At 61.7% G+C, this 15,519-nt stretch carries 16 protein-coding genes; 10 read left to right on the forward strand and 6 right to left on the reverse strand.

Annotated features, from left to right (window positions below):
* Positions 1-239: 239 nt before the first annotated feature.
* The 3 genes from phhA (at position 240) to JFV30_RS20405 (ending at position 2,689) form a co-directional block, all read left to right on the forward strand.
* Complete coding sequence (gene phhA, locus JFV30_RS20395; RefSeq protein WP_169385970.1) at positions 240-1,031, forward strand: phenylalanine 4-monooxygenase; 792 nt, start codon at positions 240-242, stop codon at positions 1,029-1,031.
* 105 nt (positions 1,032-1,136) lie between these two features.
* Positions 1,137-1,493: a 4a-hydroxytetrahydrobiopterin dehydratase gene (locus tag JFV30_RS20400; RefSeq protein WP_010166022.1), complete on the forward strand. Its 357-nt coding sequence runs from the start codon at positions 1,137-1,139 to the stop codon at positions 1,491-1,493.
* A complete protein-coding gene (locus tag JFV30_RS20405) occupies positions 1,493-2,689 on the forward strand; it encodes an amino acid aminotransferase (protein WP_169385971.1) in 1,197 nt (398 codons plus the stop codon). Before JFV30_RS20400 ends, JFV30_RS20405 begins: the two co-directional genes overlap by 1 nt.
* 125 nt (positions 2,690-2,814) lie before the next feature.
* Here JFV30_RS20405 and JFV30_RS20410 read toward each other — a convergent pair whose 3' ends face one another.
* On the reverse strand, positions 2,815-3,624 hold the full coding sequence (locus tag JFV30_RS20410; protein WP_003214618.1) for a UDP-2,3-diacylglucosamine diphosphatase: 810 nt from the start codon (positions 3,622-3,624) through the stop codon (positions 2,815-2,817).
* 133 nt (positions 3,625-3,757) lie between these two features.
* Here JFV30_RS20410 and JFV30_RS20415 point away from each other — a divergent pair, with 133 nt between their 5' ends.
* The 3 genes from JFV30_RS20415 (at position 3,758) to JFV30_RS20425 (ending at position 6,008) form a co-directional block, all read left to right on the forward strand.
* Positions 3,758-4,555 (forward strand): helix-turn-helix transcriptional regulator, encoded by a 798-nt coding sequence (locus JFV30_RS20415; protein ID WP_201125036.1) that lies wholly within the window; start codon positions 3,758-3,760, stop codon positions 4,553-4,555.
* A 158-nt stretch (positions 4,556-4,713) separates the two neighbouring features.
* On the forward strand, positions 4,714-5,595 hold the full coding sequence (locus JFV30_RS20420; RefSeq protein ID WP_169385973.1) for a DMT family transporter: 882 nt from the start codon (positions 4,714-4,716) through the stop codon (positions 5,593-5,595).
* 131 nt (positions 5,596-5,726) lie between these two features.
* Positions 5,727-6,008 carry a hypothetical protein gene (locus JFV30_RS20425; RefSeq protein ID WP_201125037.1) on the forward strand — a complete coding sequence of 94 codons (282 nt, stop codon included), beginning with the start codon at positions 5,727-5,729 and terminating at the stop codon, positions 6,006-6,008.
* 35 nt (positions 6,009-6,043) lie between these two features.
* Here JFV30_RS20425 and JFV30_RS20430 read toward each other — a convergent pair whose 3' ends face one another.
* Positions 6,044-6,331, reverse strand: a complete 288-nt coding sequence (locus tag JFV30_RS20430) for a SelT/SelW/SelH family protein (protein ID WP_010166010.1) — start codon at positions 6,329-6,331, stop codon at positions 6,044-6,046.
* 83 nt (positions 6,332-6,414) lie between these two features.
* Here JFV30_RS20430 and JFV30_RS20435 point away from each other — a divergent pair, with 83 nt between their 5' ends.
* Positions 6,415-8,604: a patatin-like phospholipase family protein gene (locus tag JFV30_RS20435; RefSeq protein ID WP_201125038.1), complete on the forward strand. Its 2,190-nt coding sequence runs from the start codon at positions 6,415-6,417 to the stop codon at positions 8,602-8,604.
* Positions 8,605-8,770: 166 nt separating this feature from the next.
* On the opposite strand, the gene JFV30_RS20440 is transcribed toward JFV30_RS20435, so the two are convergent.
* Together JFV30_RS20440 and recQ are read right to left on the reverse strand one after the other, a co-directional pair.
* A complete protein-coding gene (locus tag JFV30_RS20440) occupies positions 8,771-9,205 on the reverse strand; it encodes a MarR family transcriptional regulator (RefSeq protein WP_010166006.1) in 435 nt (144 codons plus the stop codon).
* A 121-nt stretch (positions 9,206-9,326) separates the two neighbouring features.
* On the reverse strand, positions 9,327-11,453 hold the full coding sequence (gene recQ, locus JFV30_RS20445; protein WP_169385975.1) for a DNA helicase RecQ: 2,127 nt from the start codon (positions 11,451-11,453) through the stop codon (positions 9,327-9,329).
* A gap of 276 nt (positions 11,454-11,729) precedes the next feature.
* On the opposite strand from recQ, the gene JFV30_RS20450 reads away from it, so the two are divergent.
* Positions 11,730-12,317 (forward strand): UPF0149 family protein, encoded by a 588-nt coding sequence (locus tag JFV30_RS20450; RefSeq protein ID WP_004371163.1) that lies wholly within the window; start codon positions 11,730-11,732, stop codon positions 12,315-12,317.
* A 20-nt stretch (positions 12,318-12,337) separates the two neighbouring features.
* Complete coding sequence (locus JFV30_RS20455) at positions 12,338-12,721, forward strand: YbaN family protein (RefSeq protein WP_201125039.1); 384 nt, start codon at positions 12,338-12,340, stop codon at positions 12,719-12,721.
* A gap of 155 nt (positions 12,722-12,876) precedes the next feature.
* Here the strand turns inward: JFV30_RS20455 and JFV30_RS20460 are convergent, their stop codons facing one another.
* Positions 12,877-13,563, reverse strand: a complete 687-nt coding sequence (locus tag JFV30_RS20460; protein ID WP_004371166.1) for an HAD-IA family hydrolase — start codon at positions 13,561-13,563, stop codon at positions 12,877-12,879.
* Between the two features lie 103 nt (positions 13,564-13,666).
* Positions 13,667-14,515, reverse strand: coding sequence for an oxidoreductase (locus JFV30_RS20465; RefSeq protein WP_201125040.1), 849 nt, complete (start codon positions 14,513-14,515; stop codon positions 13,667-13,669).
* A gap of 97 nt (positions 14,516-14,612) precedes the next feature.
* Between JFV30_RS20465 and JFV30_RS20470 the strand changes: the two genes are divergently transcribed.
* Positions 14,613-15,509, forward strand: coding sequence for a LysR family transcriptional regulator (locus JFV30_RS20470; RefSeq protein ID WP_010165995.1), 897 nt, complete (start codon positions 14,613-14,615; stop codon positions 15,507-15,509).
* Positions 15,510-15,519 lie beyond the last annotated feature (10 nt).

Genomic DNA, 15,519 nt, shown 5'->3' on the forward strand with positions numbered 1-15,519 from the left:
GCGTCTTTTTGCCGCTGGGCGCAGATAATCGTCAAGATTATGTGACAGCTGCGAGGCGATTCACACTCAGAATACGCCATATACAGAACGATTCGGCCTAACCGTAACGAAAACTTTACGAAACGCAGTAACTTTTCCTACATAACAGTGACCACAGAGGATGGCTTCCTGGCCCAGGCGGCGTATCAATAGGCTCATCGCAGGACATAACAAGAACGAATGCCTAGCAGGAGAGCAGTATGAAGCAGACGCAGTACGTGGCCCGCGAGCCCGACGCGAACGGTTTTATCGACTACCCGCCCGAAGAACACGCGGTGTGGAACACCTTGATCACGCGCCAATTGAAAGTGATCGAAGGCCGCGCCTGCCAGGAATACCTGGACGGCATCGACAAGCTCGGCCTGCCCCACGACCGCATTCCGCAACTGGCGGAAATCAACAAAGTGCTGGCCGAAACCACCGGCTGGCAAGTAGCCCGGGTACCGGCGCTGATTCCCTTCCAGACCTTTTTCGAATTGCTCGCCAGCAAACAGTTTCCCGTGGCGACGTTTATTCGCACCCGTGAAGAGCTGGATTACCTGCAGGAACCGGACATTTTTCACGAGATCTTCGGCCACTGCCCACTGCTGACCAACCCCTGGTTCGCGGAATTTACCCACACCTACGGCAAGCTCGGCCTGGCCGCCACCAAGGAACAGCGCGTGTACCTGGCGCGCCTGTACTGGATGACCATCGAGTTCGGCCTGGTGGACACGCCCGAAGGCCGGCGCATCTACGGCGGCGGCATTCTGTCTTCGCCCAAGGAGACGGTGTACAGCCTCTCGGACGAGCCCGAGCACCAAGCCTTCGACCCGCTGGAAGCGATGCGCACGCCGTATCGCATCGACATCCTGCAACCGCTGTACTTCGCCCTGCCCAACCTCAAGCGCCTGTTCGAAGTGGCGCAGGAAGACATCATGGGCATGGTCGAACGCGGGATGCAGCTGGGCCTGCACGCGCCGAAATTCCCGCCCAAGCCCAAGGCGGCGTGAACCGCGGCTTTTAAGGCCAGGTGAGTCTGTTCCCTGGCCGCGCGTTGCTTTAGGGTGACGCCACTGACGACCGTTTTCCAAACACTCGATTTCAGGAATACCCACATGACCACGTTGAACCAAGCCCACTGCGAAGCCTGCCGCGCCGACGCCCCGCAAGTCAGCGACGAAGAGTTGCCGGTGCTGATCAAGCAGATCCCCGACTGGAACATCGAAGTACGCGATGGTGTGATGCAGCTGGAAAAGGTCTTCCTGTTCAAGAATTTCAAATTTGCCCTGGCCTTCACCAACGCCGTGGGCGCGATCTCCGAAGCTGAAGGCCACCACCCGGGCCTGCTCACCGAATGGGGCAAAGTCACCGTGACCTGGTGGAGCCACTCCATCAAGGGGCTGCACCGTAACGACTTCATCATGGCCGCGCGCACTGACGAAGTGGCGAAGGATGCCGAGGGCCGCAAGTAATGCATTTTGACGCAATTGGCCGGGTGCCCGGGGACCCGATCCTCGGGCTGATGGAGCTGTATGCCCAGGACCCGAACCCGAACAAGTTCGACCTCGGCGTGGGCGTGTACAAGGACGATCAGGGCCTGACGCCGATCCCGCATTCGGTGAAGCTGGCCGAACAGCGCCTGGTGGAGCAACAGACCACCAAGACCTACATCGGCGGCCACGGCAATGCCGCGTTCGGCACGCTGATCAGTGAGCTGGTGCTGGGCGCCGGTTCGCCGCTGCTGAGCGAACGTCGTGCCGGCGCTACCCAGACGCCTGGCGGCACCGGCGCGCTGCGCCTGAGCGCCGACTTTATCGCCCACAGCCTGCCTGGCCGTGGCATCTGGCTGAGCAACCCGACCTGGCCGATCCACGAAACCATCTTCGCCAAGGCCGGGCTCAAGGTCAGCCATTACCCGTATGTGGGCAGTGACAACCGACTGGATGTGGCGGCGATGCTGGCCACGCTATCCACGGTGCCAAAAGGCGATGTGGTGCTGCTGCACGCCTGCTGCCACAACCCGACCGGCTTCGACCTGTCCCGGGACGATTGGCGCCAGGTGCTGAAAATCGTCCGCGAACGCGAACTGCTGCCGCTGATCGACTTTGCGTACCAGGGCTTTGGTGACGGCCTGGAGCAGGATGCGTGGGCGGTGCGGCTGTTTGCGACCGAGCTGCCTGAAGTGCTGATCACCAGTTCCTGCTCGAAGAACTTCGGCTTGTACAGCGACCGTGTAGGCGCGTTGATTGTGTGTGCGACGAATGCCGAGAAGCTGACGGATGTACGCAGCCAGCTGGCGTTTATTGCGCGTAATTTGTGGTCGACGCCGCCCGATCATGGTGCCGCTGTGGTGGCGACGATTCTTGGTGATGCCGGGCTGAAAAAGCAGTGGGCCGAAGAAGTTGAAGCGATGCGCGCACGGATTGCACAGTTGCGTTCCGGGTTGGTGGAAGCGTTGGCGCCCCATGGTTTGTCGGAGCGGTTTGCACACATCGCGGCGCAACGCGGGATGTTTTCCTATACCGGGCTGAGTGCCTCACAGGTGCAACGACTGCGGGAGAAACACAGCGTGTATATGGTCAACTCCGGGCGTGCGAACGTGGCGGGCATTGATGCGACGCGGTTGACGCTGTTGGCTGAAGCGATCGCGGATGTTTCCAATACCTAATTGAAGAAACCGGATCAAAATGTGGGAGCTGGCTTGCCTGCGATGCAGACGACTCGGTCTGTCTATAAAACCGAGTTGATGCTATCGCAGGCAAGCCAGCACCCACACTTGGACCGAGCCAATCTTTAACCAGCCACCATCTCGGCCTTGAGCTGCGCCTCTTTGGCCTGGGCATCCGCCAACCGATACAACTCGATATGCCCGTCCCAGTGCTCGATCAACGCCGTGCACGACTCCACCCAATCCCCGCAATTGAGGTAATCCACCTCGCCCACCTTGCGAATCTCCGCGTGGTGAATATGCCCACACACCACGCCGTGCAATTCGCGCTTGGTCACTTCGTGGGCAATCGCTTCTTCAAAATCACTGATAAAGCTGACCGCCGTCTTGACCTTGTGCTTGAGGTACGCCGACAGCGACCAGTAGCCGTAGCCATAACGCGCCCGCCAGTGGTTCAGCCAGCGGTTGAGGGTCAGGGTGAACTCGTAGGCCGAGTCGCCGAGGAACGCCAGCCAGCGGTGATAGCGGGTAATCACGTCGAACTGGTCGCCATGGATCACCAGCAAATGCCGGCCATCGGCAGTCACGTGCACCGCTTCGTCCACCAGTTGGATATTGCCGAGGATCAGCTTGGAATAGCGCCGCAGAAACTCATCATGGTTGCCGGTGACGTAGATCACCTCGGTGCCGCGCTTGCTCATGGTCAGCAGGCGGCGGATCACGTTGGTGTGGGCCTGTGGCCAATACATGCCGCTGCGCAGTTTCCAGCCGTCAATGATATCGCCCACCAGGTAGACCTTGTCGGCGTGGTAGCCCTTGAGAAAATGCGAAAGGTGTTCGGCCTGGCAATCCCGGGTGCCCAAATGCACGTCGGAAATCCACAGGGTACGCACGCGTTGCTTACGGCTGGGCTTGGCGAGTTCGGCGCTGGTCATGGGCATGCCTCACGGTGTTTTCGCGAGCTTGCGCCCATGGGATTAATAGCCCATGACAGTGTTGCGTCAGTCTGATGACAGCGCCCAATACGGCCGAAGCGATGTAAACTGCGGGCCTGCCCAGGAGATTGCGATGAGACCCAACCTCACGCTACGCCACTACGTCGAAGAGCCCATCGCCCACAGCCACGACCACGCGCAGCTGGTGTTTGGCCTGTCCGGGCATCTGGACTTCGAGGTGGATGGCCGAGGCAGCCAGGTGCAGCACAGCAGCGTGATGGTACTGCCCTACGCCGCGCACCACGCGTGCATCAGTCGCGATGGCAGCCGCTGCCTGGTGCTGGACGTGCCCGATGAACACTGGTTGGCGCAGTCTCTGGGCGAGCATGCCGACGCCAGCCGCCGCTTGCTCGGCCAGTCCGCACACCTGACCCTCGACAACCGCCAAAGCCAACTGGTGCAGTGGCTGGCGAGCAGCCCGGTGGACGATCCGCTGATCGTCCAGCAAGGCGCCGTATTGCTGCTGGCCAGCCTCAATCTCACACAGTTGCCGGCGGGCAAGCGCCTGCCGTACGCCGCATTTGATGCGCATATCCAGCGACACGCCGCGCACCCGCTACAAGTCGCGGACCTGGCAAAGCTCGCCGACCTTTCCGTGGCCCGCCTGCATGCGCGGTTCATGGCGGAATGCGGACAGACGCCGATGGACTACATCCGCACCCGCCGCCTGCAGATGGCCCGCGACCTGTTGCGCGACAACCCGTTGCCCATCGGCGAGATTGCCGCGCGGGTCGGCTATGGTTCGCAAAGTGCGTTTGCCGCAGCGATGTTGCGGGAGTTTGGCGCATCGCCCGGCGCCATTAGACGAGCGCGGTCTCCCGTGGGAGCTGGCTTGCCTGCGATAGCAGTGGATCAGTTAATAATTGATTGACTGGCCCCCCGCTATCGCAGGCAAGCCAGCTCCCACATTTGATCTCCTCTGCTTTTGAAACAAGAGCCCTGCGACAAAATCCGCGAGCCCGACGACAGACGCGAACGCGTACAACCCTCTAGACTGCGATCCTGTAAACCCGTTGTTTAAGGATCGCGATGACTCCCCGCACAGCCCTCGGCGCCCTGCATATCGGCGCATTGATGTTTGGCCTCACTGGCGTGTTCGGCAAACTGGCGGCCGCTTCGCCGGCGATTATCGTGTTTGGCCGCGCCGCGTTCGCGGTGATTGCATTGGCGATCTTCGCGCGCTTCGCCAGCAACACCACCTGGCAAACGCTGCAAGCCCGGGACTGGCGCCGCCTGCTGGTCAGCGGCCTGCTGCTGGCCGGGCATTGGGTGAGCTTCTTTATTGCGGTGAAAATCGCCGGCGTGGCCATCGCCACCCTGGGCTTCACCACGTTCCCGGCGTTCACGGTGATTCTGGAAGGCCTGATTTTCCGCGAGCGGATCCGCGCCAATGAAATCCTGCTGGTGGTACTGGTGAGCATCGGCCTGGTGCTGGTCACACCGGATTTCAACCTCGCCAGCCAAGCCACCAGCGGCCTGTTGTGGGCGGTCGGTTCCGGCTTGTTGTTCTCACTGCTGTCACTGAACAACCGCGCCAGCGGGCGCATCCCGCCGGTGCAGGCCGCCTTGTGCCAGAACGTGGTGGTAGCGCTGTGCCTGTTGCCGGTTGCCGCGCCCGGGCTGGCCGAGGTGCGTGCGCTGGACTGGCTGTGGATCGGCCTGCTCGGGGTGTTCTGCACCGGCCTCGCCCACAGCCTGTTTGTCGCCAGCCTCGCGGTGCTCAAGGCGCGTACCGCGGCGGTGGTGTTTGCGATGGAGCCGGTGTACGGCATCACGGTGGCCTGGTTGCTGTTTGCGGAAACGCCGACCTTGCGCATGCTGATGGGCGGCGCGCTGATCATCGTCGCCATCGTGGTGTCGGGGTTGATGGGCAGCGCCAAGCCGGCCAAACAACCCGCCGCCACGGCCTGATCTATACTTTGGGTGTCCGTGACAGTGTGTGGTCGTTCAACGGATCCAGACTTCTCGACGACAGCCCGGGTGCTTTTTGAAGTTGCTGCAAGCGAGTGGTCATTCCATCAACGCTATGCAGGGGTTGCACCATGGAAATGCTCATCAGCCTGGTCCTTCAAATCATCAGCGGCGCCATCGGCGGGCAGATCGCTGGCCTGGGCAAACAAAGCCTGGGGACCGGCCTCAACACGCTGGTCGGCGGGGTTGGCGGCCTGGTCCTGGGCCAGATCGTCTCCCTCATCACCGGCACTGAAACCGCCAGTGACCTGACGCTTGCCGCCCTGGCCAGCAACATTATCGGCGGTGGTGTCGGCGGCCTGGTCCTCACGCTGGTGGTCGGCTGGCTCAAACAGCGGATAGCCACCAAGTAGGCACGCCGCGAGGTCACCGCCGGCGGCGGTGGCCTTTATTGCACGCGGTCGTTATGCCCCAGGTCCCGTTGCGGGTCGATCTGGTCGCGCACCCGTTGCTTGAGCACCTTGGCTTCCGGGAAGCCACCGTCAGCCTTGCGCTCCCAGATCTGCACGCCGTCGCAGGTAATCCGAAACGCACCGCCCGTAGCCGGCTCCAGGGACACTTTGCCGAGGTCATCAGCGAACGTGCTCAACAGCTCCTGGGCCAGCCAGGCGGCGCGCAGCAGCCACTGACACTGGGTGCAATAGGTGATGACAATCTCGGGTTTGGCCGCAGACATGAATTGACGGGCTCCTGCTTGGCGGGTTGAAAGGATCGAGTGGCTATAATACCGGCCTTTATCGTCCAGCCTTGAGATTGATGATGCGCCGCCTGTTGTCCTGCCTGTTGCTGTGCCTGTTCCCCGTCCTCGTCCAAGCCGTCGAAAACCCGCGCCCGAAGATCGGCCTGGTGCTCTCCGGCGGCGCCGCCCGTGGCCTGGCGCACATTGGCGTGCTCAAGGCCCTGGAAGAGCAAGGCATCCACATCGACGCGATTGCCGGCACCAGCATGGGCGCGGTGATTGGCGGGTTGTACGCCTCGGGCTACAAGATCGACGAGCTGGAAAAGCTCGCCCTGAACATCGACTGGAAGCTCGCCCTGTCCGATGCGCCGCCACGGGAAGACGTGCCGTTCCGGCGCAAGCAGGATGACCGGGATTTCCTGGTCAAACAGAAACTCAGCTTTCGCGATGACGGCAGCCTCGGCCTGCCACTGGGCGTGATCCAGGGCCAGAACCTGGCCCTGCTGCTGGAAAGCATGTTCGCCCACACCAGTAACGTCCGGGATTTCGACAAGCTGCCGATCCCCTTCCGCGCCGTGGCCACCGACATTACCAGCGGCGAAAAGGTGGTGTTCCGCAAAGGCCACTTGCCCCAGGTGATCCGCGCCAGCATGTCGATCCCGGCGGTGTTTGCCCCGGTGGAACTGGATGGCCGGCTGCTGGTGGACGGCGGCATGACCGATAACATCCCGCTGGATGTGGCGCGGGAAATGGGGGTCGACATCGCCATCGTCGTCGACATCGGCACCCCGCTGCGCTCACGCAAGCAACTCAACACCGTGGTGGACGTGCTCAACCAGTCCATCACCCTGATGACCCGGCGCAACTCCGAAGAACAACTCAAGGCCCTGGCCCCACGGGACGTGCTGATCCAGCCGCCGTTGGCCGCCTACGGGGTGACGGATTTCGGCCGCGCCAAGGACATGATCGACGCCGGCTACCGCGCCACTCGCGCCCTCGACGTGCGCCTGGCGCACCTGCGCCCGGCCGAGCCGGTGGACCCGTCACTGGTAGCGGCCCGCACGCCCGGCGAGCGCAACCCGGTGATCACCGCGATCAAGGTAGAGAACGACTCCAAGGTGGGCGACGAGGTGATCCGCTACTACATCCGCCAGAACCTCGGCGAGCCTCTGGACCTGGCCCGCCTGCAAACCGACATGGGCACCCTGTACGGCCTGGATTATTTCGAACAGGTGCAATACCGCGTAGTGAAAAAGGGCAAGGACAACACCCTGGTCATCAGCGCCCGGGGCAAACGCAGCGGCACCGACTACCTGCGCCTGGGCCTCAACCTGTCGGATGACATGCGCGGCGACAGCGCCTTCAACCTCGGCGCCAGCTACCGCATGAACGGCATCAACCGCCTCGGTGCCGAATGGCTGACGCGGGTGCAGATCGGTGACAAGCAAGAGCTGTACAGCGAGTTCTATCAGCCGATGGACACCGGCTCGCGCTACTTCGTCGCGCCCTATATCAGTGCCCAGGCGCAGAACGTTGAACTGATTGAAGACAACAACCCGATCTCCGAGTACCGCCTGGAGCGCTACGGCTTCGGCCTGAACGTGGGCCGGCAGATCGGCAACAGCGGCGAGATTCGTTTCGGCGTCGGCGAGGCCTGGGGCAAGGCGGATGTGCGCATTGGCGACCGCAACTCGCCGAGCATCAACTTCAGCGAAGGCTTTTACGAGCTGAAGTACTCGTTTGACTCGTTCGACAACGTGTACTTCCCCCACACCGGCGAAGACATCGGCCTGGCCTTCCGTGAGTTCGAACCGGGGCTGGGCTCTGACCAGCGCTATCGCCAGTGGGAGTTCAAACTGGACAAGGCCATGAGCAACGGGCCGGACACACTGATCCTCGGCGGGCGCTATGGGCGCACGCTGGATCAGTCGGACGTGGTGATTTCCAGCTTCCTGCTGGGGGGCGCGCGGCAGTTGTCGGGGTTCCGCGAGGATGCGATTGCCGGGCAGAACATCAGCCTGATGCGCGCGGTTTACTATCGCCGGCTGACGCCACGGTCTTATTTGCCGCTGGATTTCCCGTTGTACCTGGGCGCGTCACTGGAACGTGGGCGGGCGTGGAACAATGACAATGAGTACGACAGCGGATACATCAACGCCGCCAGTATTTTCCTGGGGTTTGATACGCCGCTGGGGCCGTTGAATTTCAGTTATGGGTTTAACGATGACAGTCAGCAGGCGGTGTATCTGAACCTGGGGCAAACATTCTAATTACACCGCAAAACCAATGTGTGAGCGGGCTTGTTGTGGTGAGCGGGCTTGCCCCGCGTTGGGCTGCGAAGCAGCCCCATCAATCTGCGGTGAACCCGACGGGGGACAAGCCCCCTCACCACAACAAGCCCGCTCCCACATTTTTTGATCATCGGTGTACTAGGGATCAGGACTTCTCGAGGTTTCCGAGGATGTGCTCATGAACCCGCATGCACACCCGCAGGTCCTCCTCATCGACGCCCACAAACAGTTCATGGCGCAAGGCCGTGGCGATGGTTTCGATCTGTTCGATCAACGGCTTCGCGGTGTCGCACAGCACGATACGCTTGGCGCGGCGGTCTTCCACCACGGCCTGGCGCTCCACCAGGCCCTGCCCTTCCAGGCTGTCGAGCAAACGGGCCAGGGTGGGACCCTCGACTCCGACGCTCTGCGCCAGCTCACGTTGGGTAGGCGGCTCGGTAAAACGCGCCAGGTGCAGCAGCACCAGCCAGCGTGCCTGGGACAGGCCCAAACCTGCCAGGCGACGATCCAGTTCGGCACGCCACCCTCGGGACATCTGCGCCAACTGCATGCCAAAACGGTGTTGATCGGTTAACGGCATAAAAAACTCATGGATTAGACTGAAAATAAAGTGTGGCTAATTATTAGTCAGCTAAGCATGACCCATGCCAGTAGGCAAGACCCGGTATGTACTGATTCGTTACATTGTCGTAATTGGCACATCAAATCTCGAATTCCGACTGCAAAGCAGCCCTCACGCAGTACAAAACGCCTTCGGGAACCCGGCCAGTAAACAGTGGTGAGATCTCGGAAACAGGTGGCAATTCGCCTTCTCCGTCGAGAAATGCATCCTGGATCTCTCCGAGCAAATCTTCCGGCAAATCAAGGGCCTGCTCCAACGACAACTGCTGCTTGCCGATGGACTCGGCGAGCAAGGTGTAGACGTTCTTTTCCGAGCATTGCAGTTGCCCGGCGATCTGGATCGGGGTCATGCCGGCACGGGCCAGGCTGATCAGCTCGTGGCGAATGTCGGCGACTTCTTTCGGCGCCTCGACCTGCCCGCCGAGCACTTCGAGGAAGGCCTGGCCATAACGCTCCAGCTTGCGCGCTCCGACGCCGCTGACCCTGGCCATTTCGCCCAGGGTGGTGGGATGCTCGCGAAGCATTTCCAGCAAGGTGGAGTCGGGGAAGATGACGTAAGGCGGCACGCTGTGTTCCTGCGCAAGCTTCTTACGCAGCGCGCGCAAGGCTTCCCACTGTTCGCGCTCTTCGAAGCGCACCAGTTGGCTGGCCTGGCTGGTGCTGCTCTTGGCGGTGGTTTGCGGCTTGAGGTCGCGGCGCAGCTCCAGGCTGACTTCGCCCTTGAGCAACGGCCGGCAACTGTCGTTCAGGCGCAGGCCGCCGTAGCCTTCCAGGTCGATATCCACCAGCCCACGGGCGACCATCTGCCGGAACAGCGAGCGCCACTCGCCTTCGGCGCGGGCCTTGCCGACGCCGTAGACCGAAAGTTTTTCATGGCCGAAGCTGCGGATCTTTTCGTTGTCCTTGCCCAGCAACACATCCACCAGATGGCCGACGCCATAACGCTGGCCGGTGCGGTAGATCGCCGACAACGCCTGGCGCGCAGGCTCGGTGGCGTCCCAGGTCTGTACGCCGTCCACGCAGTTGTCGCAGTGGCCGCAAGGCTCGGGCATGTCTTCGTCGAAGTACGCGAGCAAGGTCTGGCGACGGCAGCGGGTTTCTTCGCACAGCGACAACATCGCGTCGAGCTTGTGCTGTTCCAGGCGCTTGTGGCGCTCGTCGCCTTCGGAGTTCTGCAGCATCTGCTTGAGCATCACCACGTCCTGCAGGCCGTAGACCATCCAGGCATCCGCCGGCAGGCCGTCACGGCCGGCACGCCCGGTTTCCTGGTAGTACGCCTCGAGGGACTTGGGCAGGTCCATGTGGGCCACGAAGCGCACGTTGGATTTGTCGATGCCCATGCCGAACGCGATGGTGGCGACCATGATCAGGCCTTCCTCGTTGAGGAAGCGCTTCTGGTGGAACGCACGCAGTTCATTGGGCAGGCCGGCGTGATACGGCAGCGCCGGATAGCCTTGTTCACTGAGGAACGCGGCTACCTCGTCGACCTTCTTGCGCGACAGGCAATAGACAATGCCGGCATCGCTGCGTCGATCGGAGAGGAACGCCAGCAACTGCTTGCGCGGCTGTTCCTTGGGCACGATGCGGTAAAAAATATTGGGACGGTCGAAGCTCGACAGAAAACGCTCGGCGTCCTGGAGGTGCAGGCGCTCGACGATTTCTTCGCGGGTGCGTTTGTCGGCGGTGGCCGTCAGGGCAATACGCGGGACATTCGGGAACAACTCCGCCAGTTGGCCGAGCTGCAGGTATTCGCGACGGAAATCGTGGCCCCATTGGGACACGCAGTGGGCCTCGTCGATGGCGAACAGGGCGATTTCCAGGCTCTGCAGGAACGCCAGCATCCGCGGCTGCACCAGGCGCTCGGGCGCCAGGTAAAGCATCTTCACTTCGCCGCGCTTGATCCGGGCGGCGAGGTCGCGCTGCTGTTCGGCGCTGAGGGTGGAGTTCAGCGACGCGGCAGCCACACCGAGTTCTTCCAGGGTGGCCACCTGATCGTCCATCAGGGCGATCAACGGCGATACCACCACCGCGAGCCCGTCCCGCAGCAAGGCCGGCACCTGGAAACACAGCGACTTGCCGCCGCCGGTAGGCATCAGTACCAGGGCGTCGCCACCGTTGGCCACGCGCTCAATGATCGCACCCTGGCGGCCACGAAAACTGTCGTAGCCGAAGATGTCCTTGAGGACGCGTTGAGCCTGCTCGAGCATGAAAAACTCCAAATATCGCCGAAATCCCTCTGTACAGGCTGGTCGAAAAAGCACGCCTGGTCGGGAAATAATCCGTAAGCGAACTTTTCCCGCGCCAGGCGCTTGGCCTGTAGGGGCATCACAAAACGCGGCAGTATACCCGAGCGTTACCCGGCAAAGGGTGCCGTTGGTGAATTGCCGCCGGGCTCAAATACCTCCCAAATCTGTGCTGCGGCTGGCCTGGGCGCTCAAGAAAGCCTAGAATTGCCCATCGTTTATTCCCAAGGTAGTCCGTCAATGTCCTTCGCTGAGCAACTAACCCGCCTGCAAGCCTTCCTCGATGCCGATGAGCTGCACGACGAGGCGCTGGACTACGTGGCCGCCCACGGCTATCTGACCGCGCTGTCGATCTGCTCCGATGTCGTTCCCGACCGTGAATGGATCGACGCACTGTTCTCCGAAGAGCCTCACTACAGTGATGCCGCCCAGCGCGAAGAAATCGAATCCACCCTGCTGGCCCTCAAGGCTCACATCGGCCGCCAACTGGCGTCCGATGAAGAGTTCGAACTGCCTTGCGACCTGGACCTGGGCGAAGACCCGGACGACTCCGAACTGCGCGGCTGGTGCATCGGTTTCATGGAAGGCGTGTTCCTGCGTGAAGAGGCCTGGTTCGAAACCGCTGAAGAAGAAGTCAGCGAAATGCTGCTGCCGATCATGGTCGGTTCGGGCCTGTTCGACGAGCAACCCGAGTTCTCCGACATCGCCGCCGACGCCAACCTGATGGACGACATGATCGTTCAGATCCCGGAAGCGCTGACCGCGCTGTACCTGCTGTGCAACGCACCTGACGAAAAGCCGGCGATCCTCAAGCCTCGCCACCACTAAGACCGTTGCCCGTGGCGCCCATGGGCAACCGTTCTGTGATCACGCGCTACGTTCTGCTGGCCATCGGCTGGTTGAGCGTGGCGCTCGGGGTCATCGGCATCTTCCTGCCGGTACTGCCCACTACACCCTTCCTTCTGCTGGCTGCCGCCTGCTTCGCTCGTAGCTCCCCGCGCTTCTACCAATGGCTGGTGGAACACCCGCGCCTGGGGCCGTGGATCCGTGACTATCTGGATGGCAACGGGATTCCGCTCAAGGGCAAGGTGTATGCCATTGGGTTGATGTGGTTGAGTATCGGGTTTTCCTGCTACCTGGTGCCGCTGGTCTGGGCGCGGGGGTTCATGCTGACCAGTGCGGTGTTGGTGACGGTTTATATCTTGCGGCAGAAGACGTTGCCCAAGCGTTGAAGCACGTTCAAGACGAGCAATGACCTGTGGCGAGGGAGCTTGCTCCCGCTGGAGTGCGCAGCGCTCCCGCTTTTTTTGGGGCCGCTGCGCAGCCCAGCGGGAGCAAGCTCCCTCGCCACAAAAGCCACTCACCAGACAGTCTATCCAGCGGGCGCTCAGCGCATCGGCGGCAAGCCATACGCCGCCAGGTCAAAATCCGCCAACTTGCGAATAATCTGGTCGGCATGGTGATACTTGCTGTCCGCCATCGCTTCATCCGGCACCGCAATCGCGGTCATGTGCGCCGCCTTGGCGGCCGTCACGCCAAACGGCGAATCCTCAAACACCAGGCAATCTTCGGGCGCCACACCCAACCGGCGCGCCGCCGTGAGGAAGATATCCGGCGCAGGCTTGGCGGCCCCCACTTCCGGGTCATCCGCCGTCACGATGGTGTCGAACAGCCCAAACCACTCGCGGTGCAACGTGGTCTTGTGGCCAAACGAGTTGCGCGACGAGCTGGTGCCAACGGCGATCGGAATGTTATGCGCCTTCAAGTGCCGCACCAGCGCCTCAGCGCCCGGCATGCCCAGCGCCTTGGGGAAACGCTCGCTCATCAGCGGCTCGCGGATCACCAGAAATTCTGCGGGCGTAATCGGCAGGTCGAGCGCCTTGACCACGTAATCCGCCAGGTCCTGGGCGCCGCGACCAATGATGTGCTGCTTGATCCCCCAGTCATAGGTGCGCCCGTAACGTTCGGCGATGATCTGTGTGACTTCGGTGTAGATGCCTTCTGTGTCCAGCAACAACCCGTCCATATCGAAAATCACAGCCTTGATCGGGACAGCGGTACGCGGTGCATTCATCACTACAGATCCGTGGGCAAAGAACTAAAAGGATTCAGCACAATAACGGCCCGCCTTGCCTGCAAGCAACCGTTACGAACTTGTGCCGAACCCTGTCAGCGCTTCACTCAGGAAAGTCCGCCCCTTCAGTAACGTCAGCCCACGCGTCAAAATCCGCACTCAACGCCTTCACCTTGATCCGCGCAAAGTTCAGCGCAGCCTTGCCCAACAACAGGCGCAATGGCGGCTGCTCAGCCTCAACCGCCTTGACGATGGCAATCGCCGCCCGCACCGGGTCACCCGGCTGCTTGCCGCTGTAGCTGCGAACCATGTTGGCCCGGGCCACCGCCGTTTCCTGGTAGTCGGCAATCCCATGAGCCGCCTCGTTGGCCGAACGCCCGGCCCAGTCGGTACGGAATGGGCCCGGCTCGACCAGCAACACCTTGATGCCCAACGGCGCGACTTCCTGGGACAACGCCTCGGAAAGCCCCTCGACCGCAAACTTGGTGGCGTTGTAGAAACTCAACGACGGGAACGCCGCCACACCGCCCACCGAGGAGATGTTCACGATGCTGCCCGAACGCCGGGCGCGCATGCCCGGCAAAGCCGCGCGGGTCATGGCGCTCAAGCCCCACACGTTGATTTCGAACATGTTGCGCACATCATCCAGGTCGCTTTCTTCGAAGGAGCCGAAGTAGCCGACACCGGCGTTGTTGACCAGCACATCGATATGCCCGAAGCGCGCTTCAGCCGCTTTCACGGCGCCTTCGACCTGGGCCTGGTCGGTCACGTCCAGCGTCAGGACCAGGGCGTTGTCTTCGTGACCGGCGACGATGTCCTGCACCTGTTGCGGATTGCGCGCGGTGACCACGGTCGGGTAGCCGAGGCTCAAGGTGTGCAACGCCAGTTGGCGGCCGAAACCGGTGGAGCAGCCGGTGATGAACCAGACGGGTTTTGCGGTGGAAGTCGTCATGAAGGGCCAATCCTCGTGTGTGTAGGAAAAGTATGCGCGCCGCTGTTCTTGCTAAAAAGATGCATAATCCGCAAGGCCCTTTCGGAAATACCACACAATGGACACGCCCGATTTCCAGCAATTACGCCTGTTTTTGCAGGTCGCCCGCTCGAAAAGCTTCACCCAGGCAGCCGACGCCAACAGCCTCTCGGTGTCGACCGTCAGCCATCGCGTGCGTGCCCTGGAAAAACAGCTGGGCGTGCAACTGCTCAACCGCACCACCCGCAGTGTCAGCGTGACCGAGGCCGGCGAGCAGTTGATCCAGAAGATCACCCCGCTGCTGGAAGAACTGCAAACCAGCCTGCACAGCGTAGCGGCGGCCACCGTCGACGCTGCCGGCACCTTGCGCCTGAACATTCCCTCCACCGCCAGCAGAATGGTCCTGCAACCATTGCTCCAGCGCTTCCTGCGCAAATACCCGGGCATCAACCTGGAAGTGGCGGTGGACAACAGCCTGGTGGACATCGTCGCCCAGGGCTTTGACGCAGGCATCCGCTACGACCACGTGCTGGCCGAAGACATGGTGGTGGTGCCGGTGGCGACGCAACTGCGATTCGTCATTGTCGCCACCCCGGAGTATTTGCAGGGGCGCAAGCTGCCGACTCATCCCCACGATTTGCTGGAGCATGAGTGCGTCAACTACCGAAGCGCGCAGACCGGCTCACTGCACCGCTGGGACTTTGAAAAAGCCGGCAAGCAAATGCGGGTGACGGTAAAAGGCCGGCTGGCGACCAATGACGTGGAGTTGATGGTGCGCGGTGCGCTGGACGGGTTTGGCTTCGCCTATGTGGCGCGCTCCAGCGTCGAGCAGTACTTGCAACGCGGCGAGTTGGTGGAGGTTTTGGACGACTGGATTGCCCACAGCGCGCTGTATTTGTATTACTTCAACCGTACGAACACACCGAAGAAACTGCGGGTGTTCATTGAGTTCCTGAAGGAAGAATTCGGGACCTGATCCATTCAAA

Source organism: Pseudomonas sp. TH32, assembly GCF_016650855.1.
In the GTDB taxonomy this organism is placed as follows: domain Bacteria; phylum Pseudomonadota; class Gammaproteobacteria; order Pseudomonadales; family Pseudomonadaceae; genus Aquipseudomonas.